At 71.2% G+C, this 21,690-nt stretch carries 24 protein-coding genes; 15 read left to right on the plus strand and 9 right to left on the minus strand.

The features are described from left to right. Nucleotides 1-90: 90 nt before the first annotated feature. The 5 genes from GQR16_RS17325 to GQR16_RS17345 all read right to left on the minus strand — a co-directional run bounded on the left by GQR16_RS17325 (nt 91) and on the right by GQR16_RS17345 (nt 4,544). On the minus strand, nt 91-1,209 hold the full coding sequence (locus tag GQR16_RS17325; RefSeq protein ID WP_157416416.1) for a lytic polysaccharide monooxygenase: 1,119 nt from the start codon (nt 1,207-1,209) through the stop codon (nt 91-93). Nucleotides 1,210-1,434: 225 nt separating this feature from the next. Then, nucleotides 1,435-2,205 (minus strand): hypothetical protein, encoded by a 771-nt coding sequence (locus tag GQR16_RS17330; protein ID WP_157416417.1) that lies wholly within the window; start codon nt 2,203-2,205, stop codon nt 1,435-1,437. Further along, complete coding sequence (locus GQR16_RS17335; RefSeq protein WP_157416418.1) at nt 2,202-3,104, minus strand: ABC transporter ATP-binding protein; 903 nt, start codon at nt 3,102-3,104, stop codon at nt 2,202-2,204. Before GQR16_RS17335 ends, GQR16_RS17330 begins: the two co-directional genes overlap by 4 nt. Next, nucleotides 3,101-3,460 carry a GntR family transcriptional regulator gene (locus GQR16_RS17340; protein WP_157416419.1) on the minus strand — a complete coding sequence of 120 codons (360 nt, stop codon included), beginning with the start codon at nt 3,458-3,460 and terminating at the stop codon, nt 3,101-3,103. The genes GQR16_RS17335 and GQR16_RS17340 overlap by 4 nt, the downstream gene beginning before the upstream one ends. A gap of 136 nt (nt 3,461-3,596) precedes the next feature. After that, nucleotides 3,597-4,544 carry a DMT family transporter gene (locus GQR16_RS17345; RefSeq protein WP_157416470.1) on the minus strand — a complete coding sequence of 316 codons (948 nt, stop codon included), beginning with the start codon at nt 4,542-4,544 and terminating at the stop codon, nt 3,597-3,599. A 289-nt stretch (nt 4,545-4,833) separates the two neighbouring features. Between GQR16_RS17345 and GQR16_RS17350 the strand changes: the two genes are divergently transcribed. Both GQR16_RS17350 and GQR16_RS17355 read left to right on the plus strand, forming a co-directional pair. After that, complete coding sequence (locus GQR16_RS17350; protein WP_157416420.1) at nt 4,834-6,021, plus strand: hypothetical protein; 1,188 nt, start codon at nt 4,834-4,836, stop codon at nt 6,019-6,021. 64 nt (nt 6,022-6,085) lie between these two features. Continuing rightward, complete coding sequence (locus GQR16_RS17355; protein WP_157416421.1) at nt 6,086-6,961, plus strand: carbohydrate kinase family protein; 876 nt, start codon at nt 6,086-6,088, stop codon at nt 6,959-6,961. 21 nt (nt 6,962-6,982) lie between these two features. Here the strand turns inward: GQR16_RS17355 and GQR16_RS17360 are convergent, their stop codons facing one another. Next, nucleotides 6,983-7,480: a winged helix-turn-helix transcriptional regulator gene (locus tag GQR16_RS17360; RefSeq protein WP_157416422.1), complete on the minus strand. Its 498-nt coding sequence runs from the start codon at nt 7,478-7,480 to the stop codon at nt 6,983-6,985. Nucleotides 7,481-7,636: 156 nt separating this feature from the next. Between GQR16_RS17360 and GQR16_RS17365 the strand changes: the two genes are divergently transcribed. The 6 genes from GQR16_RS17365 (at nt 7,637) to GQR16_RS17390 (ending at nt 12,416) form a co-directional block, all read left to right on the plus strand. Next, nucleotides 7,637-8,986 (plus strand): MFS transporter, encoded by a 1,350-nt coding sequence (locus GQR16_RS17365; RefSeq protein WP_157416423.1) that lies wholly within the window; start codon nt 7,637-7,639, stop codon nt 8,984-8,986. A 152-nt stretch (nt 8,987-9,138) separates the two neighbouring features. Then, nucleotides 9,139-9,537: a hypothetical protein gene (locus tag GQR16_RS17370; RefSeq protein ID WP_157416424.1), complete on the plus strand. Its 399-nt coding sequence runs from the start codon at nt 9,139-9,141 to the stop codon at nt 9,535-9,537. A gap of 46 nt (nt 9,538-9,583) precedes the next feature. After that, on the plus strand, nt 9,584-10,027 hold the full coding sequence (locus tag GQR16_RS17375; protein ID WP_157416425.1) for a MarR family winged helix-turn-helix transcriptional regulator: 444 nt from the start codon (nt 9,584-9,586) through the stop codon (nt 10,025-10,027). A 74-nt stretch (nt 10,028-10,101) separates the two neighbouring features. Beyond that, entirely contained in the window at nt 10,102-10,710 is a 609-nt protein-coding gene (locus GQR16_RS17380; protein ID WP_157416426.1) for an isochorismatase family protein, read from the plus strand. A gap of 58 nt (nt 10,711-10,768) precedes the next feature. Further along, complete coding sequence (gene lpdA, locus GQR16_RS17385; protein ID WP_157416427.1) at nt 10,769-12,169, plus strand: dihydrolipoyl dehydrogenase; 1,401 nt, start codon at nt 10,769-10,771, stop codon at nt 12,167-12,169. 46 nt (nt 12,170-12,215) lie between these two features. After that, nucleotides 12,216-12,416, plus strand: a complete 201-nt coding sequence (locus GQR16_RS17390) for a hypothetical protein (protein WP_157416428.1) — start codon at nt 12,216-12,218, stop codon at nt 12,414-12,416. 353 nt (nt 12,417-12,769) lie between these two features. Here GQR16_RS17390 and GQR16_RS17395 read toward each other — a convergent pair whose 3' ends face one another. After that, nucleotides 12,770-14,425: a solute symporter family protein gene (locus tag GQR16_RS17395; RefSeq protein ID WP_157416429.1), complete on the minus strand. Its 1,656-nt coding sequence runs from the start codon at nt 14,423-14,425 to the stop codon at nt 12,770-12,772. After that, nucleotides 14,422-14,793: a DUF485 domain-containing protein gene (locus tag GQR16_RS17400; RefSeq protein WP_067880161.1), complete on the minus strand. Its 372-nt coding sequence runs from the start codon at nt 14,791-14,793 to the stop codon at nt 14,422-14,424. The genes GQR16_RS17395 and GQR16_RS17400 overlap by 4 nt, the downstream gene beginning before the upstream one ends. Nucleotides 14,794-15,006: 213 nt before the next feature. On the opposite strand from GQR16_RS17400, the gene GQR16_RS17405 reads away from it, so the two are divergent. From GQR16_RS17405 to GQR16_RS17425, 5 genes are all read left to right on the plus strand, one after another. Then, nucleotides 15,007-16,242, plus strand: coding sequence for a sensor histidine kinase (locus GQR16_RS17405; RefSeq protein ID WP_157416430.1), 1,236 nt, complete (start codon nt 15,007-15,009; stop codon nt 16,240-16,242). Further along, nucleotides 16,239-16,988 carry a LytR/AlgR family response regulator transcription factor gene (locus tag GQR16_RS17410; RefSeq protein ID WP_157416431.1) on the plus strand — a complete coding sequence of 250 codons (750 nt, stop codon included), beginning with the start codon at nt 16,239-16,241 and terminating at the stop codon, nt 16,986-16,988. The genes GQR16_RS17405 and GQR16_RS17410 overlap by 4 nt, the downstream gene beginning before the upstream one ends. A 146-nt stretch (nt 16,989-17,134) precedes the next feature. Then, nucleotides 17,135-17,482: a DUF485 domain-containing protein gene (locus GQR16_RS17415; protein WP_246200913.1), complete on the plus strand. Its 348-nt coding sequence runs from the start codon at nt 17,135-17,137 to the stop codon at nt 17,480-17,482. After that, nucleotides 17,479-18,942 (plus strand): sodium/solute symporter, encoded by a 1,464-nt coding sequence (locus tag GQR16_RS17420; protein WP_157416432.1) that lies wholly within the window; start codon nt 17,479-17,481, stop codon nt 18,940-18,942. Before GQR16_RS17415 ends, GQR16_RS17420 begins: the two co-directional genes overlap by 4 nt. Before the next feature lie 147 nt (nt 18,943-19,089). Beyond that, nucleotides 19,090-19,830, plus strand: a complete 741-nt coding sequence (locus GQR16_RS17425) for a sulfite exporter TauE/SafE family protein (protein WP_157416433.1) — start codon at nt 19,090-19,092, stop codon at nt 19,828-19,830. 7 nt (nt 19,831-19,837) lie between these two features. Here the strand turns inward: GQR16_RS17425 and GQR16_RS17430 are convergent, their stop codons facing one another. Beyond that, complete coding sequence (locus GQR16_RS17430; protein ID WP_157416434.1) at nt 19,838-20,479, minus strand: GNAT family N-acetyltransferase; 642 nt, start codon at nt 20,477-20,479, stop codon at nt 19,838-19,840. Nucleotides 20,480-20,637: 158 nt separating this feature from the next. Here GQR16_RS17430 and GQR16_RS17435 point away from each other — a divergent pair, with 158 nt between their 5' ends. Next, nucleotides 20,638-21,327 (plus strand): hypothetical protein, encoded by a 690-nt coding sequence (locus tag GQR16_RS17435; RefSeq protein ID WP_246200914.1) that lies wholly within the window; start codon nt 20,638-20,640, stop codon nt 21,325-21,327. Between the two features lie 121 nt (nt 21,328-21,448). Beyond that, on the plus strand, nt 21,449-21,667 hold the full coding sequence (locus GQR16_RS17440) for a hypothetical protein (RefSeq protein WP_157416435.1): 219 nt from the start codon (nt 21,449-21,451) through the stop codon (nt 21,665-21,667). Nucleotides 21,668-21,690: the final 23 nt, after the last annotated feature.

The following is a 21,690-nucleotide window of genomic DNA, read 5'->3' on the forward strand; positions in this document are numbered from 1 at the left end:
TCCAGATGTACGCCGCACCCGACCGCGGCGCGACATCCGAGGGGAGGCGGATGCCGCGCCGCGGCGTCGGACGGGGTGGTCGCCGCCGGCTCAGCCCACCGGGTTCCAGAGCGAACGCGCGGTGATCCAGCTCGGATCGCCCACGCCCTGGTGCGTCTGCACGGCTTCGTAGACGACGCCGCCGTGGCTCACGCGGTCGCCCTTCGTGTAGGCGCCGCTGGGGTTCCAGGCGGGCGCGGTGCTTCCCGACCCGGCGGCCGTCGCGACCTGGAACACCGTGCTGAACGCCGAGACGTTGCCGTCGCCGTCGACCGCCGCGACCCGGTACCGATACGTCGTGGAGGCCGCGAGGCCCGTGTCGAACCAGGTCGTGCCGGTCGGCTGCGCGACCAGAGCGAACGCGCCGGTCGCCGACGCCCGTTCGACCCGGTAGCCCGTGACGCCGCGGTCGTCGGTCGAGGCCGCCCACATGAGATCGACGCTGGACGAGGTCGTGCCCATGCTGTGCACGCCCGTCGGCACGGTCGGCGTGGTCGACACCGGCGGGGTGGTCGGCGTCGTCGTCGGTGGCGTGGTGGGCGGAACGGTCGGCGTCGTCGGCGTGCCCGAGATGTTCACGTCGACCACGTTGTAGAACGCGTTCGGCGTGTCCCAGACCTCCCACACCGCGAGGATCACGTGGTAGCCCGAGTGGTCGCTCGGGATCGTGATCGTGTGCACCGGGTTCCTGTTCGCCGCCGAGTGGTCGTGCGCCACGACCTGGAGCAGCTCGAACGACGACCGCTTCAGCGGCTCGTTCGGGTTCCAGCCGTTCTTCGTGATGTAGTACCGCCACTGGTCGGTGTTGTGCGGTGCCGTATAGGTCCAGCCGAACCTGTGCGGGCCCGGCGTGATCTCGTTCTTGACCCACCGCGTCGAGGTCTGCGCGTCGAGCTCCGAGAACTGGGCGATGCCCGCCGACGCGATCTTCCCGTCAGCGGGGCCCGTCTCGGGGAACCCGCCCGGGGCCTCGAGGCTCTGCGGTTCGTACGTCACCGCACCCAACCCCGTGTTCCCGGGCATCACCTGGCGGGCGACGAGCTCGGAGGCAGAGCCGCCGATCCATCCGTGGGCGAACGCCGGGGCGGCGACGCCGAGCGTTGCGAGTGCGGTCGCGACGGCGACCGCGACGAGCGCCGTCGGCCTCCTGCGTCGAGTTGCGACTTCCATGTCCGTCCTCTCCGCGGCGCGCGGCGCCGCCTCTGCGCACGGCACGGCGGGCTCGCCCTGCCCGGCACACCCGGACGCTACGCACGGGCGGGTGTCGCGGCATCCGCAATTCCACCTACGCATGGGTCGCAGCGCGGGTGCCCGGACGCGACAGTGCGGCGCGGCATCCGACCCCCACCGGATGCCGCGCCGCGGCCTCTGCACGCCCCGCACCCGGGGCGCCGATCAGCGGGGCGTCGCCCGACGGATCACGAGGTACCCGCCGACGGCGGAGACGACGGCGAGGCCGAGCACGAGCGTGAAGACGCCCGTGATGCCGATCGACGCGAGCCAGGTCCAGAGGCCGATCCACGAGTTCGTGGCGGTGAGCAGCGCGAGCCCGCCGAGGACGACCACGATGAGCGCCGCCGTGAGCGAGAGCATGCCCTTCATGCGCCACCGCATGTAGATGGCCGTGGCGCCGGCTCCGACGAACAGCACGAACATCTGCAGGGCGAACGAGGTGTAGAAGTCGTTCAGCCACGTGGTCTGCCCGTACCAGAGGGCGTCGAACATGCCCGCGCCGATCCACCAGCCGTTCGTGATCTTCTCGATCTGCACGAGCGTCGCGATGGCGGCGGCCATCTCGACCGCGACGAGCACGAACATGACGCTCGTGCCGAGCCAGTAGTCGCGGCGGGTCGCGCCGAAGCCGAGCGCGAACGAGAACGTGAACGCGATGGCCTGCACGCCGACGGCCACGAGGTACCACTGCGGCGAGAGCACCGCCCAGCTGTACCGGAACCCGGTGAGGATGTCGTCGGCCGGCGCACCCGAGGCACTCGCCACGATGAGCGCGAGGACCATGGTGACCGCCCAGGCACCGCCGAGGATCAGCCAGGGGATGCCGAAGAAGATCGACGGGTTGACGGTGTGCAGGCGCACGATGCGCCAGATCTCGTTGAGGCGGGCGCGGCTCTCGGTGCGCACGAGCGGGGTCGCGGTTGCGGTGGTCATGCTGCCTTCTCCTGTTCGGCCGTGCCGGCGAGGTCGGTGCCGGTGAGGTGGACGATGAGCTGCTGGAGCGAGACGGGCGCGAGCTCGAGGCCGAGCTCGGCGGCGCGGATGCGCTCGGCCTGGTCGAGACGCCCGTCGATCGTGACGGACGCGAGTCCGCCGATGCCCTCGCGGCCGATGACCGGCCGGTCGGCGGTGAACGCGTCGACCGCGGCCCGCGCGCCGGCGATGGTGGTGGCCGAACCGCGCACCTCCTCGGCGTCGCGGTCGAGCAGGATGCGGCCCTGGTCGATGAGGATCACGTGCTCGAGCAGGTTCGCGACCTCGTCGATCAGGTGCGTCGAGAGCACGATCGTGCGGGGGTGCTCGGCGTAGTCCTCGAGCAGCCGGTCGTAGAAGATGTGGCGCGCGACCGCGTCGAGGCCGAGGTACGGCTCGTCGAAGAACGTCAGGGGTGCACGGCTCGCGAGCCCGACGATGACGCCGACCGCGGAGAGCTGGCCGCGCGAGAGCTTCTTGATGCGGCGTTTCGTCGGCAGGCGGAAGTCGGCGACGAGACGCTCGGCGAACGCGGCGTCCCAGTTCTCGAAGAACCACGGGGCGGACTTGAAGACGTGCGCGGGCGTGAAGTCCTCGGGGTAGCGCTGCGACTCCGCGATGAAGCAGAGCCGGCGCAGCACGTCGGCGTGCTCGGCGGGCGTTCGGCCGAAGACCTCGAGCTCCCCGCCGTTCGGGAACAGCTGGCCTGTGAGCAGCTGCATGATGGTGGTCTTGCCGGCGCCGTTGCGACCGAGGAGGCCGTAGATGCGGCCCTCTTCGAGCGTGAAGTCGACGGCGTCGACGGCCGTGAACGAGCCGTAGCGCTTGGTCAGGCCCTGCGCGCGAACGACGGTGGTCATGATTCGATCCTTTCCGCGCGGATGAGCGCAGCGAGCTGGTCGACGTCGAGCCCGAGCTTCTCGGCTTCGACGATGAGCGGTCTGATGTAGGTGTCGGCGAAGTCGGCTCGACGCCGTTCGATGAGGCGCTCCCTGGCGCCGATGGTGACGAACATTCCGATGCCCCTTCGCTTCTCGACGGTCCCGTCGTCGACGAGCCGGTTGACGCCCCGCAGCGCGGTGGCCGGGTTGATGCGGTGGAAGGTCGCGAACTCGTTGATCGACGGGATCTGCGCGCCCTCGGCGAGCGTGCCCTCGATGATGTCGTTCTCGACCTGTTCGGTGATCTGGATGAAGATCGGTCGCGATTCGTCCATGCCGCCTCGCCCTGCTAGTTGGTTGGTTCGTTACTTCACTGACTAACCAACCACGTGCGGGCGGGACTGTCAACCCCTTCGAGACGGTTGTCTCGAACGGCGTGCCGACGTGCGTGCGGATGCCGCGGGCGGGCGCCTACGCGCGGGCGCGGCGTCGCGGCATCCGGAGCCTGCCCTGCGTGAGCAGGATGCCGAGCAGCACGAGCGCCGCGCCGATCGGCTCGTGCCAGGAGAACCGCTCGCCGAGCAGGGCCACGCCGAGCGCGACGCCCACCACGGGCGTCACGTAGGTCACCGTCGAGGTGGCCGTCGGGCCCCACGCGCGCAGCACGTTGATGTTCCAGATGTAGGCGAGGCCCGTGCCGAGCACGCCGAGCGCGAGCAGCGCACCGAGAATGAGCCAGCCGTCACCGCCGGCGGCGAGGTCGAGGTCGACGGGCTCGAGCGCGAGCCAGGGCGTGAGGGCGAGCATGACGACCGCCGAGACGCCGATCGAGAGGAACGCGAAGGTCGCCGGGGCGATCGGCCGCTGGCTCAGGAACTTGCGCTGGTAGCCGAAGGTGAAGCCGTAGCAGAGGGTCGCGACGAGGCAGGCGAGCTGCCCGGCGAGCGACCCGGTGAGCGCCGAGTACTGCCACGGCCCGATCACGACGATGACGCCGAGGATGCCGACGCCGACGCCCGCCCAGCGCCCGAGCCCGAGCCGCTCGACGCGGAACACGAGCGTCGCCATGAGCGCGGTCATGATCGGCGTGGTCGCGTTGTAGATCGACGCGAGGCTCGACGACACGTACTGCTCGGCCCACGCGAAGCAGAGGTACGGAATGACGCACGTCGTGACCGACACCACGAGGAAGTGCAGCCAGACGATGCGTTCGCGCGGGAGGACGGGCCCCGGCGTTCCGTCGGCGGCGGGCACCCGGGGGCGCATGATCAGCACGATGATGCCGAGCGCCAGCGCCCCGAGCACGGTGCGCGACCACGCGACCTGCCCGAACGAGACGCCCTCGAGCGCGACCTTCATGAACAGGAAGCTCGAGCCCCACACGAGCCCCATCGCGATGAACTGCAGCCAGGTCGACAGGCGCTTCGGCTGACGGGGGGCGGATGCCGCGGGGCCGCCGTTCGCGGCCGGTGCGGACGTCGTCGGCGTGGTGCTGGAGTTCACTCTGCCGAGGCTACGCGCGTGGGGGAGGCGCTTCGAGCCGTCGGCGCCTCGATGTCCGGAATCCGCGCAAGGTCGGCAGCCGCATGGGCCTCGCGAACGCGGGCGCGAGTGGGCGGGCCCTGGCGCCCGACCCCGGGGCCTTGGTACGTTCACCTTGCCCCCGAACCCTCTTTCCAACCCGAATCAGGATGCATCGGAGACGAAGATGACCTCGAACCGTTCGGCGACCATTGCGGCATTCCAACGGGCAGACGAGTTGTATCGGGCCGCGAGCGCCGACGGCAGCACCTTCTGGTTCCTCGGCAACGCGCTGCATGCCGGCCTGCGCACCCTCATCGCCAGCGGGTCGCGCGACCGCACGGGCCTGCTGCAGTACGGACTCGAGAAGTTCAAAGCCGTCGTCGCCAAGGGCACCGACGGCATCTGGCGCGACGACTTCGGCTGGTGGGGCGGGGCGTTCTGCACCGCGATCCGCAACCGCTCCGCGCTCGGCTATTCCGATCCGCTGTACGACTCGCTCTTCGCCGAGCTGCTCGATCAGGCCATCTGGTGCTGGACGAAGCTCGACGGCAACTGGCGCGACATCGCCTACTCGGCGACGATCGACCACGCCGTCGCCGACGCCGACGTGGTGGGCGGCGCGTTCAACGTGGCTCCCGACGAATCCGACGCCCCCGTGCTCGCCGGCCGGAACTCGGTCACGAACGCGGGCTTCTGGCTCCTCTCGCTCGAGCTCGAACTCCTCACGAGACAGCAGCAGTACGCCTCGAGGACCTGGGCGTATGCGACGTGGTTCCAGGCGTGGGAGTCACGGCGCGAGGCCGGAGAGCCGGCGATGCGCGATGCCCGCGGCCTGGTGCTGGAACGGCCGACCGGCAATGCGTCCTTCTCGGCGTGGACCTGGTCGGGCGACCAGGGCGCCATCGCCCTCGACAGCCTTCGCCAGCTCGAGAAGGAGATGGGGCCGCCGTACACGAACTCGTTGGCGGCGGCGATCGCGATCGCCGTGCGGAACGACCTGAGCGTCGACGGCATCCTCACGGAGGACCTCGCCTTCCGCAGCGAGTTCGACCAGTTCACGGTCGACTACTCCACGGGCAAGGGAATCTGCATCCGCTACCTCGCCGACGTCTGCGCCATCATCGGGCCGGACTGGACGCAACGCGAGCTCGGCACCTTCATCCGCGCGAACGCCGCCTCGGTGTGGGCACGGCGCGACCAGGCGACGGGCGACCTCCCGTTCGCGTGGGGAGCGGTGCAGCCGAGCGAGCCGATCACGGGCCACGAGGACATCCAGGCGCTCGTGTTCCACATGTCGGCGCTCGACGTGCTCAGTGCTGCGACCCGGTTCTGGCCGGACGCCCCGATCGACGGGTCCGCGACGGGCGAGTGAGGTTCGCCGCCAGAATCTGCAAACGCTTGCACTCTGGTGGGCCTGCACCTCTAGGCTGGCCCGCATGACCGCTCCCATCGTGATCTCCGGCGCCGCCTCCTGGAACCGCATCGTGCTGCTCGACCGCCTGCCCGAGCCCGTGCCGCACATGCAGTTCGCACTCGGCGAGCACGAGACGATCGGCGGCACCTCCGCGGGCAAGGCGCTCGGACTCGTGGGCCTCGGGCATGCGGTGCGCCTGCACACCCTCATCGGCGACGACGCCGACGGCGAGCGCGTGCGGCGCCTGCTCGCGGCATCCGGAATCGAGGTCGACGACCTGCCGGCCGACGCGACCGAGCGCCATCTCAACCTCATGACCGCCGCCGGCGAGCGCGTGTCGCTCTACCTCTCGACCCCGGCCGACCCCGGTACGCCGGCGTCGGCCGACCTCGTTCAGGCGATGACGGATGCCGCGGCGATCGTGCTCGACCTCTCGGAGCGCTCGCGCGGGCTCATCGCCACGGCACGCGCGACCGGTCGGCCGATCTGGACCGACATCCACGACTACGACGGCACCGCGGAGTTCCACCGCCCGTTCATCGAGGCCGCCGACTGGATCTTCATGAACGCCGACCGCATCGGCGACGACCCGCTGCCGTTCATGCAGGCGTGCGTGCTCGGCGGGGCATCCGTCGTCGCGTGCACGCTCGGGGCGTCGGGCGCCGTCGCGGTCGACGCCGACCTGCGGGTCCATCGAGTCGATGCCGTGCCCGTCGACGTCGTCGACACGAACGGGGCCGGCGACGCCTTCATGTCTGGCGTGCTCGACGCGCATCTGGCGGGCGCCTCGCTCGATGCGGCCCTCGAGGCCGGAGCGCGGCACGCCGCGACCGTGCTCACGACGCGGCACCTGCACCCGTCGCTCGACGCCCTGTTCGCGAGCCCGTCGCTGCGCTAGCGCGCCAGGAGGGAATGCGGCTCACGCCACGAGGGTTCCAGCGGGCTGCAGCCGGTCGCGGGCGTTCTTCCACGGCTTCACCCAGGTCATCTGCTCGGGGCGGAGCACCTCGCCGCAGGCGCTGCAGGTCTCGCCCTGCACTGTCTCCATGCCGCAGGCCTCGTGGACCATCGCCATGTGCCCGCCGCCCTCGGGCACGGGGGTGTGACGCTCGCCCCAGATCGCGAGCTGCTGGAGCACCGGCAGCAGCTCGGCCGCGGCCTCGGTGGCGGCGTATCCCTGGCGCAGGCGGTTGCCGTCGCGATACTCGACGCGCACAAGCAGGTCGGCCTCGACCATCGCCGACAGCCGTCGGCTGAGCACCGCCTCGGAGATGCGCAGGTTGTCGCGCAGCGCGTCGAAGCGGCCTCGGCCGTGCAGCACGTCGCGGATGATCAGGAGCACCCACGGGTCGCCGAGCACGTCGAGGGAGCGTCGGACCGGGCACTGCTCGGTCGACCAGTCGGATCGCAGCGGCATCCTTCGTCCTCTCGTCGGCGCCAATGGTGCTCCCGCTAGAGTAGCTTTCTTCAAAGAAGTCGTACGAGCTCGATCGCGACCGTGTCGCACGATCAGAAGGTTCCGCATGCGCACCACCGCACCCGTACCCGCCCTCGTCGCAAGCCCGCGACGCGCATGACCGTGCCCTCAGGCCGCGAACCGCTCGCCGCGAACGGGCCCCGCCGCTCCCCTCGGATCCACCCCGCGTGGTGGGTCGCCGCGGTCGCCTTCCTCGCACTCCTCGCCGCGGCTGGCTTCCGCGCCGCGCCCGGAGCCCTCATGGTGCCCCTGCACGAGGAGTTCGGCTGGTCGACGACCGTCATGTCGCTCGCCGTGAGCGTCAACCTGCTCCTCTACGGACTGACGGCGCCGTTCGCCGCCGCACTCATGGATCGCTTCGGCATCCGCCAGGTCGTCGCGGTCGCGCTCACGCTCGTCGCGCTCGGCGCCGGCGGAAGCGTGCTCATGACCGCCTCGTGGCAGCTGCTCGTCTTCTGGGGCGTGCTCATCGGCCTCGGCACGGGCTCGATGGCCCTGGTCTTCGCCGCCACCGTCGCGAACCGATGGTTCGCGCGGCGCCGAGGGCTCGTCATGGGCATCCTGACCGCCGGATCCGCCACCGGACAGCTGATCTTCCTGCCACCCGTCGCCCAGCTCGCCGAGTCGGCGGGCTGGCGCGCCGCCTCCCTCCTCGTCGCGGCCGTCGCCCTCGCGGCGGTGCCCGTCGTCTGGCTCGTGCTGCGCGACCGGCCGGAGGACCGCGGCGTGCTGCCGTACGGCGCCGACCCCGCGACCTACGTCGCGCCCGCACGCCCGACCGGCAACGCCGCCCGACGCGCGATCGACGGACTCGCCTTCGCGTCGCGGCGGCGATCGTTCTGGGCCCTGGCGATCGCCTTCGCCATCTGCGGCGCGACCACGAACGGGCTCATCGGCATCCACTTCATCCCGTCCGCGCACGACCACGGGATGGCCACGACCACCGCCGCAGCGCTGCTCGCGGTGGTGGGCATCTTCGACATCGTCGGGACCGTGGCATCCGGCTGGCTCACCGACAAGTTCGACCCGAGGATCCTGCTCGTCGCGTACTACGGCTTCCGCGGCGTCGGGCTCGTGCTCCTTCCGTCGTTGCTCTCGGACGTCGTGCACCCGAGCATGGTGCTGTTCGTGGTCATCTACGGCCTCGACTGGGTCGCGACCGTTCCGCCGACGGCCGCGCTCTGCCGCGAGATCTTCGGCGACCGCGGAACCATCGTCTTCGGCTGGGTCTTCGCCGCGCACCAGCTGGGCGCTGCGGCCGCGGCCCTCGGCGCCGGCGTCATCCGGGACTCCTTCGGCACGTACACGTACGCCTGGTGGGGCGGCGCCGCGCTCTGCATCATCGCCGCGGTGCTCTCGATCGCCGTGCGCCGACGGCCCGCGCCCGAGGCCGGGTCGGATGCCTCGCCCGATGCGGTCGACCCCGTCGCCGAGGGGGCGCGCTGAGCGCCGAGCCCGCTCCGCACGAGGGCGAACCCGCGGGCGGCCCTGCGGGCGACCCCGGAGCCGGGCGCGGTTCTGGGCCGGTCGGGCTCGCCCGCCGCGTTCCCGAGCTCGCCGGGCTCGCGCTCGCTGTCGCCGCCCTCCTCGACACGGCCATGCCCGGCGGGCTGTCGCCACTTGCCTGGGCGGTGCTGCTGCTCGCGGGAGCCATGGCCCTGGCCGGCATCCGCCGACGGCGGGGCCCTCGCCGGCTGACGGGCGAGCCGGCCCTCGTGTCGAGGCACGCGATGCTCGGCATGCTGCTCATGGCGGCGCTCGAGTTCGCGAGCATCGCCGGCTCCCCGCCCGCCGACGTGCCGTCCGGTGCGCACGGGCATGCCGGCGCGATCGGGCCCCTTCCGATCGCCGCGATCGCCTCGCTGGCCGCCGTCGCCTACGGCGTGCTGACCGTGTACGCCGTCGCTCGCGTGCACGACCGGGTCGGGCGCGCCCAGGTGCTCGCGATGGCCGCCGCGGTGCTGCTGCTCGCCGGAACGCTCATCGATCGGATATAGACAGACGAACTGCACAGTTTGCCTGTGTATCTGCTACGGTCGTTGCATGCCCGCGAACGCCCCAGACCTCGAAGCCACCGCCGACGCGCTGCGCGTGACGATCGCGCGACTCGCTCGCAGGGTGCGCAACGAGGGCGGCATGCAGGAGTTCACGCCGAGCCAGACGGCGGTCGTGCGCCTGCTCAGTGAGACCGACGGCGGCGGCGCGACGATCGCCGAGCTCGCCCGACTCGAGAACGTACGCCCGCAGTCGATGAGTGCGACCGTCGCCGAGCTCCGCGACGCCGGCATCGTCGACCGCCGCCCCGACCCGACCGACGGTCGCGCGCAACTCGTGTTCCTCACTGATGCGGCCCAGTCCGCGATCCAGCGAGCCCGTGCCAACAAGACCGGCTGGTTCTTGAACGCCATGCGCGAACGACTCTCCCCCGCCGAGCAGCGAACCCTCGCCGAGGCCGCCCAGCTGTTCGACCGGCTGCTCGCGCCCTGACCCCGCGCGATCCGCCTCTGCGCCCCTGAATCCCGGCCGCCTCGACCCGAACCGCCCCCTCTCGAAGGAACCCCATGACCCTCAGCACCATCGACCCCACCACCGCGCTCGTCGTCATCGACCTGCAGCACCTCATCGTCGCCCGCTACGCCGAGCACGGCTCGGCCGCCGCCGTCGCGAAGGCCGCCGAGCTGGCCGACGCGTTCCGCGAGCGCGGGCTCCCCGTCGTGCTCGTACGCGCCGTCGGCCAGGCGCCCGGGCGCACCGAGCAGGGCGCCGCACGGGCAGCCGCGGCCGCCGCAGCGTCGGCCGCGGCATCCGCATCGGGAACGACGCCCGCCGCATCCGCGACCCTGCCGCCCGAGGCGATGGAGATCGTGGCCGAACTCGAGGGCAGCGGCATCCGCATCACGAAGCGCACCTGGGGCGCGTTCCACGGGACCGACCTGCACGAGCAGCTGCAGGCGGCCGGCGTCACGCAGATCGTGCTCGCGGGCATCGCCACGACGAAGGGCGTCGAGTCGACGGGCCGCGCGGCCCTCGAGCACGGCTACCACGTGACCTTCGCGACCGACGCGATGACCGATGACGACCTCGCGGCGCACCGCCACAGCATCGACACGGTCTTCCCGGGCGTCGGCGAGACGGGCACCACGGCCGAGGTCATCGCGCTGCTGCCCTGAGCAACGGTCGTGCAGCGGGGCCTTTCTGGCCCGGCATCCGAGTGCCTAGGCTGGTCGCATGACCAACCACTTCGACGTCATCGTCCTCGGCGCGGGCCCCGGCGGCTACGTGGCCGCCATCCGTGCCGCGCAGCTCGGCCAGAAGGTCGCCGTGATCGAGGAGAAGTACTGGGGCGGCGTGTGCCTCAACGTGGGCTGCATCCCCTCGAAGGCGCTGCTGCGCAACGCCGAGCTCGCGCACATCTTCCACGACCAGGCGGCGACGTTCGGCATCTCGGGCGACGCGCACTTCGACTTCGGCGTCGCGTTCGACCGCAGCCGACAGGTGTCCGACAAGCACGTCAAGGGCGTGCACTTCCTCATGAAGAAGAACGGCATCACCGAGTTCGACGGGCGCGGGTCGTTCACCGGACCGAACGCGATCGACGTCGCCAAGGCCGACGGCACGACCGAGCAGCTCACGTTCGCGAACGCGATCATCGCGACCGGCTCGCGCGTGCGCCTGCTGCCCGGTGTGCAGCTCTCGCAGAACGTCGTCACGTACGAGTCGCAGATCCTGACGCGCGACCTGCCGCGCTCGATCGCGATCGTCGGCGCGGGCGCGATCGGCATGGAGTTCGCCTACGTGCTGAAGAACTACGGCGTCGACGTCACGGTCATCGAGTTCCTCGACCGGGCGCTGCCCAACGAAGACATCGAGGTCTCGAAGGAGATCACGCGCCAGTACCGCAACCTCGGCGTGCCGATCCTGACGTCGACGAAGGTCGAGTCGGTCGTCGACGACGGCGCATCGGTCACCGTCTCGTACACCGCCGCGAACGGCGACGCCGGCAGCCTGCAGGTCGACCGCGCGCTCATCTCGGTCGGCTTCGCGCCGAACGTCGAGGGCTTCGGACTCGAGGCCGCCGGAGTGCAGCTGACCGAGCGCGGCGCCATCGCGATCGACGAGCGCATGCGCACGAACGTGCCGCACATCTACGCCATCGGCGACGTCACCGCGAAGCTCATGCTCGCGCACGTCGCCGAGGCGCAGGGCGTCGTGGCCGCCGAGACCATCGGCGACGCCGAGACCATGGAACTCGGCGACTACCGCATGATGCCGCGCGCCACCTTCTGCTCGCCGCAGGTCGCCTCGTTCGGCCTGACCGAGCAGCAGGCGCGCGACGAGGGCTACGACGTGGTCGTCTCGAAGTTCCCGTTCAGCGCCAACGGCAAGGCGAACGGCCTCGGCGAGCCCGTGGGCTTCGTCAAGCTCGTCGCCGACGCGAAATACCTCGAGCTCCTCGGCGGCCACATGGTCGGTCCGGATGTCTCGGAGCTGATGCCCGAACTCACGCTCGCCCAGAAGTGGGACCTCGGCGCCCTCGAGCTCGCGCGCAACGTGCACACGCACCCGACCCTGTCGGAGGCGCTGCAGGAGGCGTTCCACGGCCTCACTGGGCACATGATCAACATGTAGTGCCAATCCGAACGCGAGGCGGATGCCTCGGAGAAGGGTGGATCCCATGAACTTCGCACTCATCGTGCTCGGAGCCCTGCTGACGCTCTCGGGCGCGGTCTGGACACTCCAGGGCGTCGGCATCTTGGGCGGCTCGGCCATGAGCGGCGAGACGCTCTGGGCCATCGTCGGGCCCATCGTCGCGGTCGTCGGGCTCGCCCTGATCGGCTGGGGCGTCGCGCGGCGGCGGCGCAGCTCCAAGTCGTAGGGCGTCGCCGCGTTCGAGCGCCGGCGCAACTCCGGAGCCGAGCGGCGACACGCCGTGCGGCCCGGCGCGACACGCGTGCAGCCTGGGTCGGACTCCGGAGTTCGGCCGGCGGGCCGGCGGCCCGGCTGGTCTCGAGACGCTGCGCTCCTCGACCGGCGAGTGCGGCAACGCCGGCACGAGAAGCGGGGCGGATGTCACGGCCGTGTGGCCGCGGCATCCGCCCCGCTTGTTCGTTCGACGCGACTTGGGCAGGCATTCCCGCCGCGTCGAAGCTCCGCCCCAGTGGCGGTGCGTTCCCCCGCCCCGCCACCGGAACCCTGATCGACCGGCGGCCCCCACCGCCGGTCGGTTCGTTAGTGCTGGGTCGCCTTCTCGGCTCCGACGCCGGTCAGCGAACGCACCTCCATCTCGGACTGCTTCTTCGGGTCCTCCTTGGTCTTGTCGAGGATCGTCACGATCCAGCCGAGCAGGAACGCCAGCGGGATCGAGACGATGCCGGGGTTCGAGAGCGGGAAGATCGCGAAGTTGATCTCGGCCGTCTTCAGCATCGACGTCTCGGAGCCCGAGACCACCGGCGAGAAGATGATGAGCACGATGGCCGAGATGAGGCCGCCGTACATGCTCCAGAGGGCGCCCTTGGTGGTGAAGCGCTTCCAGAACAGCGAGTAGATGATCGTCGGCAGGTTCGCCGAGGCGGCCACCGCGAAGGCCAGCGCGACGAGGAACGCCACGTTCTGCCCGTTCGCGCCGATGCCGCCGAGGATGGCGACGACGCCGATGACGATGACCGTGCGCCGGGCCACCTTGACCTCGGCGCCCGCGGCGGGCTTGCCCTTCTTGATGACGCTCGCGTAGATGTCGTGCGCGAACGACGCCGCGGCCGTGATCGTGAGTCCGGCGACCACCGCGAGGATCGTCGCGAACGCGATCGCCGAGATGAGGCCGAGCAGGAACGGTCCGCCGAGGGCGAAGGCGAGCAGCGGGGCCGCCGAGTTCGCGCCGCCGGGTGCCGCCGCGATCGTCTCGGGGCCGACGAGCGCCGCAGCGCCGTAGCCCAGCACGAGCGTGAACACGTAGAAGATGCCGATGAGCCAGATCGCCCAGACGACCGACTTGCGGGCCTCCTTCGCGGTGGGCACCGTGTAGAAGCGCATGAGCACGTGCGGCAGGGCCGCGGTGCCGAGCACGAGGGCCAGGCCGAGCGAGACGAAGTCGATCTTCGAGATGTCGGAGACGCCGTACTTGAGTCCGGGGTCGAGGATCGCGGGGTTGCCGGTGACCTCGACGGCGTTCTCGAGCAGCGTGCTGAAGTTGAAGCCGTTGAGCGCGAGCACCCACACGGTCATCACACCGGCGCCCGCGATGAGCAGCACCGCCTTGATGATCTGCACCCAGGTGGTGCCCTTCATGCCGCCGATGAGCACGTAGAGGATCATGAGGCCGCCGACGACGGTGATGACCAGCGACTGGCCGAGCGTGTCGGTGATGCCGAGCAGCAGCGAGACCAGCCCGCCGGCTCCCGCCATCTGCGCGAGCAGGTAGAAGAAGCAGACCACGAGCGTCGTGATCGCCGCGGCGATGCGCACGGGCCGCTGCTTGAGGCGGAACGAGAGCACGTCGGCCATCGTGTAGCGCCCGGTGTTGCGCAGCAGCTCGGCGACGAGCAGCAGGGCGACGAGCCACGCGACGAGGAAGCCGATCGAGTAGAGGAACCCGTCGTAGCCGGTGATCGCGATCGCGCCGACGATGCCGAGGAACGACGCCGCCGAGAGGTAGTCGCCCGCGATCGCCGAGCCGTTCTGGCCGCCGGTGAACGAGCGTCCGGCCGCGTAGTAGTCGGCCGCCGTCTTGTTGTTGCGGCTGGCGCGGAACACGATGACCATCGTGATCGCGACGAAGGCGCCGAAGATGGCGATGTTCAGCCAGGGGTCGCCGGGCGAGGTCGAGGCCGCCTCGGCGGCGACGCGCGCGGTGTCGAGGCCCGTGGCCGCACCGAGGAGCGCGCTCATCGGGCCACCGCCTGGGTGTCGAACTCGGCGCCGGACTCGATCTCGTCGCGGATCTCGGCCGCGATCGGGTCGAGGCGGCGGTTGGCGTAGCTGACGTACCACATGGTCACGGCGAAGGTCGTGACGACCTGGGCGAGGCCGAGCACCATCGCGAGGTTGACGCTGCCGAACACGCGCGTCGACATGAAGTCGTGCGCGTAGACGGCCAGCAGCACGTACGCCAGGTACCAGACCAGGCACGCGGCGAGCACGGGGAACACGAACCTGCGGTGGCGACCGCGCAGCTCCTGGAATCGGGGTGATGCTTGCACCGCGGTGAAATCGACGTCGGGTTGCGTCGTCTCCGCGCTCAGGGCGTCGTTGCCCATGGCGTCTCTCCTTCGAGGGGGTCCGGCACGGGGGAAGGTCCGCGCCCACTGCGCACATCTGGTCGGCGGATGCCGGTGGCAGGCGAGCAGTGGCCCCATGCTGCCGCGTGCCCGGGCGGGCGTGGCCGCTTCGCCGTTCGTCGTCGGTGAACGGCACCGCTCGTGCGACGAACGGTTCGGAGGCGCCGATGAACGACGGCTACGCTTTCGAGCATGCCCGAGTCGATGCTGCTCGCCGCGAGTGCCGGTGTCGTCGCCGGCGCCCTGGCGGTCGGCGTGGTGCTGCTGCTGCGCCGCCTGGTGGTGGCCCAGCGCGAGCTCGGCACCGATGCCGAGCAGGCGACGTACCAGACGCTGCACCTCGCGAGCCGGGCGGCCGCGCACGTTCGCGGCGGGTTCGACGGGGCGGATGCCGCGCGCGCCGGCCGTTCCCTGCGCACGATGCTCGGCTGCGAGAGTCTCGCCCTCATCGATCCGGCGGGTCTCGTCACCGTCGATGGCGACAGCGCCGACGAGCTGCGCGAGGTCGCGACCGGGCTGGCCCTCGCCGCGCGGTCGTCGGGCAAACCGCACGTGCAGCGGCGCATCGCGATCAACGGTCGTGAGACGGATGCCGTGGCCGCGCCGATCCTCGTCGGCGACCGTTCGGCCGGCGCGATCGTGGCCTTCGCCTCGCCCGTTCGTGCGGGCCTCGTGCGCGCCACGGGCGAGGTCGCGAGCTGGGTGGCCTCGCAGGTCGAGCTCGGAGAGCTCGACGCCTCGCGGGCCGCGCTCGCCGAGGCCGAGGTGCGCGCCCTGCGTGCGCAGATCAGCCCGCACTTCATCTACAACGCGCTGAACGCGATCGCGTCGTTCATCAACACCGACCCGGCGAAGGCGCGCGAGCTCGTGCTCGAGTTCGCCGACTTCACGCGGTACTCGTTCCGCCGCCACGGCGACTTCACGACGGTCGCCGAGGAGCTGCGATCGATCGACAGCTACCTCGAGCTCGAACGCGCACGCTTCGGCGAGCGCCTGCGGGTCACGCTGCAGGTCGCGCCCGAGGTGCTCTCGACGGTGGTGCCGTTCCTCTCGATCCAGCCGCTCGTCGAGAATGCCGTGCGGCACGGCCTCGAGGCGAAGGAGGGCGGCGGGCGCATCACGATCACGGCGGCCGACTCCGGTGCGTTCGCCGAGATCAGCGTCGAGGACGACGGCGTGGGCATCGATCCCGTCGTGCTCGAGGAGGTGCTCGCGGGCGGCTCGCCCGGCGAGCACGTGGGACTGCGCAACGTCGACGCGCGGCTGCGGCAGGTGTACGGCGAGGAGCACGGGCTCGTCGTCGAGACGAACCTCGGCGCCGGAACGCTCGTGCGCATGCGGGTGCCGAAGTCGCAGCCGAACTCGACCGCCGGCCCCAACCAGCACCCACCGATCACCGCTTCGAGAGACGGGAGCCCCGCCAGATGATCTCCGTGCTCATCGCCGACGACGAACAGCCCGCGATCGACGAGCTCGCGTTCCTGCTCAGGCAGGATCCCCGCATCGGCACGGTGCACCAGGCCTCGTCGGGGTCGGAGGCGATCCGCCTGCTCACGCGCGAGCCGGTCGACGCGGCGTTCCTCGACATCCACATGCCCGGGCTCACGGGGTTCGACCTCGCCCGCGCCCTGCAGCGCTTCGAGCACCGGCCGGCACTCGTATTCGTCACGGCCGACGAGGAGGGCGCGCTCGAGGCGTTCGACCTCGCGGCCGTCGACTACCTGCTGAAGCCCGTACGCACCGAGCGCCTGCAGCGCTCGATCGGGCGCATCGTCGAGGTGCTGAAGGCCGGAGCCACGACGCCGACCGGCGGCATCCCGACCGTGACCGCGCCAGAGATGATCGCCGTGACGCTCGGCGGCACGACGCGCATGCTCCGCCGCGACGAGGTGCGCTACGTGCAGGCGCAGGGCGACTACGCGCGCCTGCACACCGATGAGGCCAGCTATCTCGTGCGCGTGCCGATGGCCGACCTCGAACGGCAGTGGGCGGATGCCGGTTTCGTGCGCGTTCATCGGTCGTACCTCGTCTCGCTCGCGCACCTCACGCGGATCCGCCTCGGCACCGACCACCCGAGCGTCACGATCGCCGGAGCCGAGCTGCCGGTGAGCCGCCGCCTGCTGCCCGCGCTGCGCGAGCGGCTCGAGGCGGCGACCCTGCGGCCGCGGCCATGAGCGACGAGCGCGAACCTGACGCCGGTCGAGGAGGGCCGAAGGACCGCATCGAGACCAGCGGACCTCGCGCCCGCGCTGGTCTCGAGACGGGCGCGGCGCGCCCTCCTCGACCGGCGAGTGGGGCGACGCCGCCCGCCCGGGTGCGGGTGACGGCTCCGAGCACCGGTGCGGCCGCGGCATCCGCCCGACCGTCGACCACGGGTGACGCCGCCAAGGGCAGCGAGCCCGAGAGCGTCTACGTGCGGTCGCTGATCCGCTCGCAGCTGCGGCTCGGCATCACGTACGCCGCCGGCTTCGTGGTCGCGACGGCGCTGTTCGTGCTCGCGATCGTGCTCTCGCCCGTGCTCGACGCGTCGTTCGTGTTCGGCGTGCCGCTGTCGTGGCTGCTGCTCGCGGTGGGCGTGTATCCGCTCGCGATCACCGTGGCGGTGCTCTACGCGCGCGCCGCCGCGCGCAACGAGGAGCGGTACCGAGCGCTCACGGAGGCCGAGTGAACGCCGCGATCAGCTATGCGGCGATCGCGGCCGTCGCGCTCGCCTCGGCCCTCATCGGGTTCTACGGCCTACGCGTCTCGCGCACGACGAGCGACTTCTACGTCGCCTCGCGCACCGTGCGCCCGTGGTGGAACGCGTCGGCCATCGGCGGGGAGTACCTCTCGGCCGCGAGCTTCCTCGGCATCGCCGGGCTCATCCTCACGTCGGGCGCGGGCGGGCTCTGGTTCCCGATCGGCTACACGGCCGGATACCTCATGCTGCTGCTGTTCGTCGCGGCACCGCTCCGCCGCTCGGGCGCCTACACGATCCCCGACTTCACCGAGGCCCGGCTCGAGTCGCGCACCGCCAGGCTCGTGACGAGCACGCTCGTGATCGTCATCGGCTGGTTCTACATCGTGCCGCAGCTGCAGGGCGCGGCCCTCGCCGTACGCATCACGACCGGACTCCCCTCGTGGGCCGGTTCGCTCGCCGTCGCGGTGATCGTCGCCGTGGTCGTCGCCGCCGGCGGCATGCGCTCGATCACGTTCGTGCAGGCGTTCCAGTTCTGGCTGAAGCTCACCGCGATCGCCGTACCCGTGATCGTGCTACTCATCCTCGTCGGCGGCGTCGAGCCCTCGCTCGAGGCGGCGGACGCGTTCCCGCCGACGGCCGGCCCGGGCGACCTCGACCCGTACCGCACGGTCTCGCTCATGGTCGCGCTGCTGCTCGGAACCCTCGGCCTGCCGCACGTGCTCGTGCGCTTCTACACGAACCCCGACGGCGACGCCGCGCGGCGCACGACCGTCATCGTGCTCGTGCTGCTCTCGGTCTTCTACCTGTTCCCGACGATCTTCGGCCTGCTCGGCCGGGCGTTCGCGCCCGACCTCGTCGCCTCGGGCGACGCCGATGCACTCGTGCTCGTGCTGCCCGACCGGCTCCTCCCCGGATGGGGCGGCGACGTGCTCACCGCCCTCGTGATCGCGGGCGCGTTCGCGGCGTTCCTCTCGACCTCGTCGGGCCTCGTCGTGTCGCTCGCGGGCGTCATCAGCCAGGACCTGCTCGGCGGCAGCGTGCGCGGATTCCGCATCGCCGCCGTGTTGTCGTCGTTCGTGCCGCTCATCGTCGCCCTCGCGACCGAGTCGACCGGGCTCGCCGGCAGCGTCGGACTCGTGTTCGCCTTCACCGCCTCGACCCTCTGCCCGATGCTGCTGCTCGGCATCTGGTGGCGGGGACTCACGCCGCGCGGCGCCGTCTCGGGCATGCTCACGGGCGCCGTGCTCTCGGGGGCGGCGATCCTCGGCGGCGGGGCGATCGCGGCGGCGGCGCCCGGCATCCGCCCGTTCCTGGAGCAGCCCGCCGCATGGACCGTGCCGCTCGCGCTGCTCGTGACGGTGCTCGTGTCGCGGGTCGACCGACGGCGGCGACCGCGCGGGACGGATGCGTTCCTGGCGCGGCTGCATACGCCAGAGCGGGTGCGCTGAGGCGAACGGGGGCGGGCGGCGCTGGTCTCGAGACGCTTCGCTCCTCGACCGGCGAGGTGGGGCGGGCAGACGCGGTGTACAGCCCTGGCGACCGCGCTCGTCACGGCGGCGGCCGGCGGCCACGACCAGCGCACGTAGGATACTGCGGTGCTCGTCGCCGTCGCCCTCTCCGTACTCGTGGGCGCCTTCGCACAGCGCGTCACCGGCATGGGCTTCGCGCTCGTCGCGTCGCCCGCCCTCGTCATCCTGCTCGGCCCGTTCGACGGCGTGATCGTCGTGAACCTCTGCGCCATCGTCTCGTCGCTCATCATCCTGCCGAGGGTGTGGCGGTTCGTGGAGTGGCGCCGGTTCGCGATGCTCGTCGTTCCGGCCCTCGTGGGCACGGCGGTCGGCGCGGTCATCGCAGCGCACGTTCCGGGTGCTCCCCTGCAGGTGATCATCGGCGCGCTCGTCATCGTCGCCCTCACCGCCACGCTGCTCGTGACGCGCGCCGAGCACGTCGTGCACGGCCTGCCACCGGCACTCGCGGCGGGTGCGGCATCCGGCATCATGAACGCCGCGGCCGGCGTCGGCGGGCCGGCCCTCAGCGTCTACGCCGTCGCGACGAGGTGGCCGCAGGCGCGCTTCGCCGCGACCCTGCAGCCCTACTTCGTGGTCATCGGCACCGCCTCGCTCGTGCTGAAGCTCGCGCAGACCGGCTGGGCGATCCCCGAGCTGGCACCGGGCTCGTGGCCCATCGTCATCGGCGCCCTGCTCGCCGGACTCGTCGCGGGAGAGCTGCTGCACCGGCGCATCCCGCACCATGCGGCGCGCATCGCCGTGATCGCGATCGCCTACGCCGGCGGCACCGCGGCCCTGATCGACGGCGCGATCGAGCTCTGGTTCTGAAGCGCGGCTACGCGCCGACCAGCTGCACCGGGTCGTCGCCGCGCGCCACCAGCCGCGCCTCGAGCCCCGCCCGCACCTCGGGCCACTCGTCGACGAGGATCGAGTAGACCGCCGAGTCGCGCCAGCTGCCGTCGGCGCGGATCTTGTGGCGACGCGCGATGCCCTCGAACGTCGCACCCAACCGCAGGATCGCGGCGCGCGAACGCTCGTTGCGGCTGTCGGCCTGCAGCTTCACCCGGCCGAAGCCGTGGTCGAACGCCATGCCGAGCAGCAGCAGCTTCGCCTCGACGTTCACTCCGCCCGCCCAGACGCGCGGGTCGTACGCGGTCCAGCCGATGTGGGCGGACTCGTTCGTCAGGTCGAGGTCGGCGAACTTGGTCGCGCCGACGACGCGGCCGTCGTGGTCGCCGCCCTGCAGTCGAACCGTCCAGGGCAGCGCGAGCGGGCCGCCCGCGTAGTACGAGAGCGCGAACCGCTCGAACGCGGCGTCGTCGGCCGGGAGACCGGCCGGGCCTCCCCCGTAGCCGCCCGCGAACACCGCCGGCTTGCGCAGGGCCTTCGCGAGCTCGGGCACGTCGTCGGGCACGAACGGCGTGAGACGGATGAATCGGCCGACGAGCGGCTCGGCAGCGGGGATCCGGGCAGTCACCGCACGAGTCTCGCACACCGGCGATGGCCGTCATGCTCCGACGGTTCCCGCGTGTGCGACGGCCTCACCGTGCAGAGCCGGGCCGCACCCGTGAACCCGTCCGCCGACAGGCCCGCGCGCTCGAACGCTTCTCATGGGAGGTGATGCAGAATCAGCAGATGAGCGAGCCGACGCCCAGCGATCCCGTCCAGCCCGGTTCCGGTCCGCTCGAACCGGCGCCCGGGTTGGCCGCCCGTCGCAGCGACGTCGTCCGTAAGCGAGTGATCGACGCCGTCGCGGTGTTCCTGCTCTCCGCCGTCGCGGTGCTGACCGCCTGGTGCGGCTTCCAGTCCTCGAAGTGGGGCGGCGAGATGTCGATCGCGTTCAGCCAGGCTTCGAGCGCGCGAGTGCAGGCGACCGACTATTCGAGCGAGGCGCGCGATGCGAGGGCGAGCGACCAATCGATCTGGGTGCAGTGGGTGCTCGCGACCGCACAGGGTGACGCGCAGCTCGCGACGTACATCGAGGAACGATTCACGCCCGAGTTCCGCATCGCGTTCGATGCCTGGGATGCCGGCGGGCGCGAAGCGCGGGGCCCCTTCGCGCTCGACGCCTACGTCCCACCGGGAACCGCCGAAGCAGCCGAGTTCAACGATCGCGCCGACGAGAAGTTCGCCGCCGCGCTCGAGAACAACCAGCGCGGCGACGACTACTCGATCCTGACCGTGCTGTTCGCCCTCGTGCTCTTCCTGACCGCGATGTCGCAGCGCGAGCTGCAGCCGTGGGTGGTGCGCACCCTGCTCGGACTCGCGATCGTCGTGGCGGTCGTCGGCCTGGCTATCCTGTTGACCTTCCCCGTGAGGATCTGAGCGCGCACCTTCCCGACGCGTCGAAACGTTCCAGGTGCGTTCCAGAGCCCTTTCTCGCGCGTGGGGCGTGAACGTAGGCTGGTCTCGACCGGCGACGACGCCGCAGATATGGGGGAACAGCATGGCCGGATTCGACGACCTCGCCAAGCAGGCCGGGGAATTCATCGAACAGAACAAGGACAAGATCCAGGAGGTTCTGAAGAGCGAACAGGCCGAGGACATCAGCGACAAGGTCCTCGACGGAATCGGCGAGGCGGTCAAGAAGGTCGCGCCCGACGAGCACGACGGCATGATCGACGACATCAAGGCCAACATCGACAAGTCGGTGGGCAACCAGTAGACCGCGATCTCACGCACGACCGA

It is taken from the genome of Agromyces allii, from assembly GCF_009749385.1.
Taxonomy (GTDB): domain Bacteria; phylum Actinomycetota; class Actinomycetes; order Actinomycetales; family Microbacteriaceae; genus Agromyces; species Agromyces allii.

Excerpts from the sequence above, each read along its gene's own strand:
- GQR16_RS17325 (WP_157416416.1), bottom strand. The coding sequence starts at position 1,209 with ATGGAAGTCGCAACTCGACGCAGGAGGCCGACGGCGCTCGTCGCGGTC.
- GQR16_RS17330 (WP_157416417.1), bottom strand. The coding sequence starts at position 2,205 with ATGACCACCGCAACCGCGACCCCGCTCGTGCGCACCGAGAGCCGCGCC.
- GQR16_RS17335 (WP_157416418.1), bottom strand. The coding sequence starts at position 3,104 with ATGACCACCGTCGTTCGCGCGCAGGGCCTGACCAAGCGCTACGGCTCG.
- GQR16_RS17340 (WP_157416419.1), bottom strand. The coding sequence starts at position 3,460 with ATGGACGAATCGCGACCGATCTTCATCCAGATCACCGAACAGGTCGAG.
- GQR16_RS17350 (WP_157416420.1), top strand. The coding sequence starts at position 4,834 with ATGACCTCGAACCGTTCGGCGACCATTGCGGCATTCCAACGGGCAGAC.
- GQR16_RS17355 (WP_157416421.1), top strand. The coding sequence starts at position 6,086 with ATGACCGCTCCCATCGTGATCTCCGGCGCCGCCTCCTGGAACCGCATC.
- GQR16_RS17360 (WP_157416422.1), bottom strand. The coding sequence starts at position 7,480 with ATGCCGCTGCGATCCGACTGGTCGACCGAGCAGTGCCCGGTCCGACGC.
- GQR16_RS17365 (WP_157416423.1), top strand. The coding sequence starts at position 7,637 with ATGACCGTGCCCTCAGGCCGCGAACCGCTCGCCGCGAACGGGCCCCGC.
- GQR16_RS17370 (WP_157416424.1), top strand. The coding sequence starts at position 9,139 with ATGCCCGGCGGGCTGTCGCCACTTGCCTGGGCGGTGCTGCTGCTCGCG.
- GQR16_RS17375 (WP_157416425.1), top strand. The coding sequence starts at position 9,584 with ATGCCCGCGAACGCCCCAGACCTCGAAGCCACCGCCGACGCGCTGCGC.
- GQR16_RS17380 (WP_157416426.1), top strand. The coding sequence starts at position 10,102 with ATGACCCTCAGCACCATCGACCCCACCACCGCGCTCGTCGTCATCGAC.
- lpdA (WP_157416427.1), top strand. The coding sequence starts at position 10,769 with ATGACCAACCACTTCGACGTCATCGTCCTCGGCGCGGGCCCCGGCGGC.
- GQR16_RS17390 (WP_157416428.1), top strand. The coding sequence starts at position 12,216 with ATGAACTTCGCACTCATCGTGCTCGGAGCCCTGCTGACGCTCTCGGGC.
- GQR16_RS17395 (WP_157416429.1), bottom strand. The coding sequence starts at position 14,425 with ATGAGCGCGCTCCTCGGTGCGGCCACGGGCCTCGACACCGCGCGCGTC.
- GQR16_RS17400 (WP_067880161.1), bottom strand. The coding sequence starts at position 14,793 with ATGGGCAACGACGCCCTGAGCGCGGAGACGACGCAACCCGACGTCGAT.
- GQR16_RS17405 (WP_157416430.1), top strand. The coding sequence starts at position 15,007 with ATGCCCGAGTCGATGCTGCTCGCCGCGAGTGCCGGTGTCGTCGCCGGC.
- GQR16_RS17410 (WP_157416431.1), top strand. The coding sequence starts at position 16,239 with ATGATCTCCGTGCTCATCGCCGACGACGAACAGCCCGCGATCGACGAG.
- GQR16_RS17435 (WP_246200914.1), top strand. The coding sequence starts at position 20,638 with ATGAGCGAGCCGACGCCCAGCGATCCCGTCCAGCCCGGTTCCGGTCCG.
- GQR16_RS17440 (WP_157416435.1), top strand. The coding sequence starts at position 21,449 with ATGGCCGGATTCGACGACCTCGCCAAGCAGGCCGGGGAATTCATCGAA.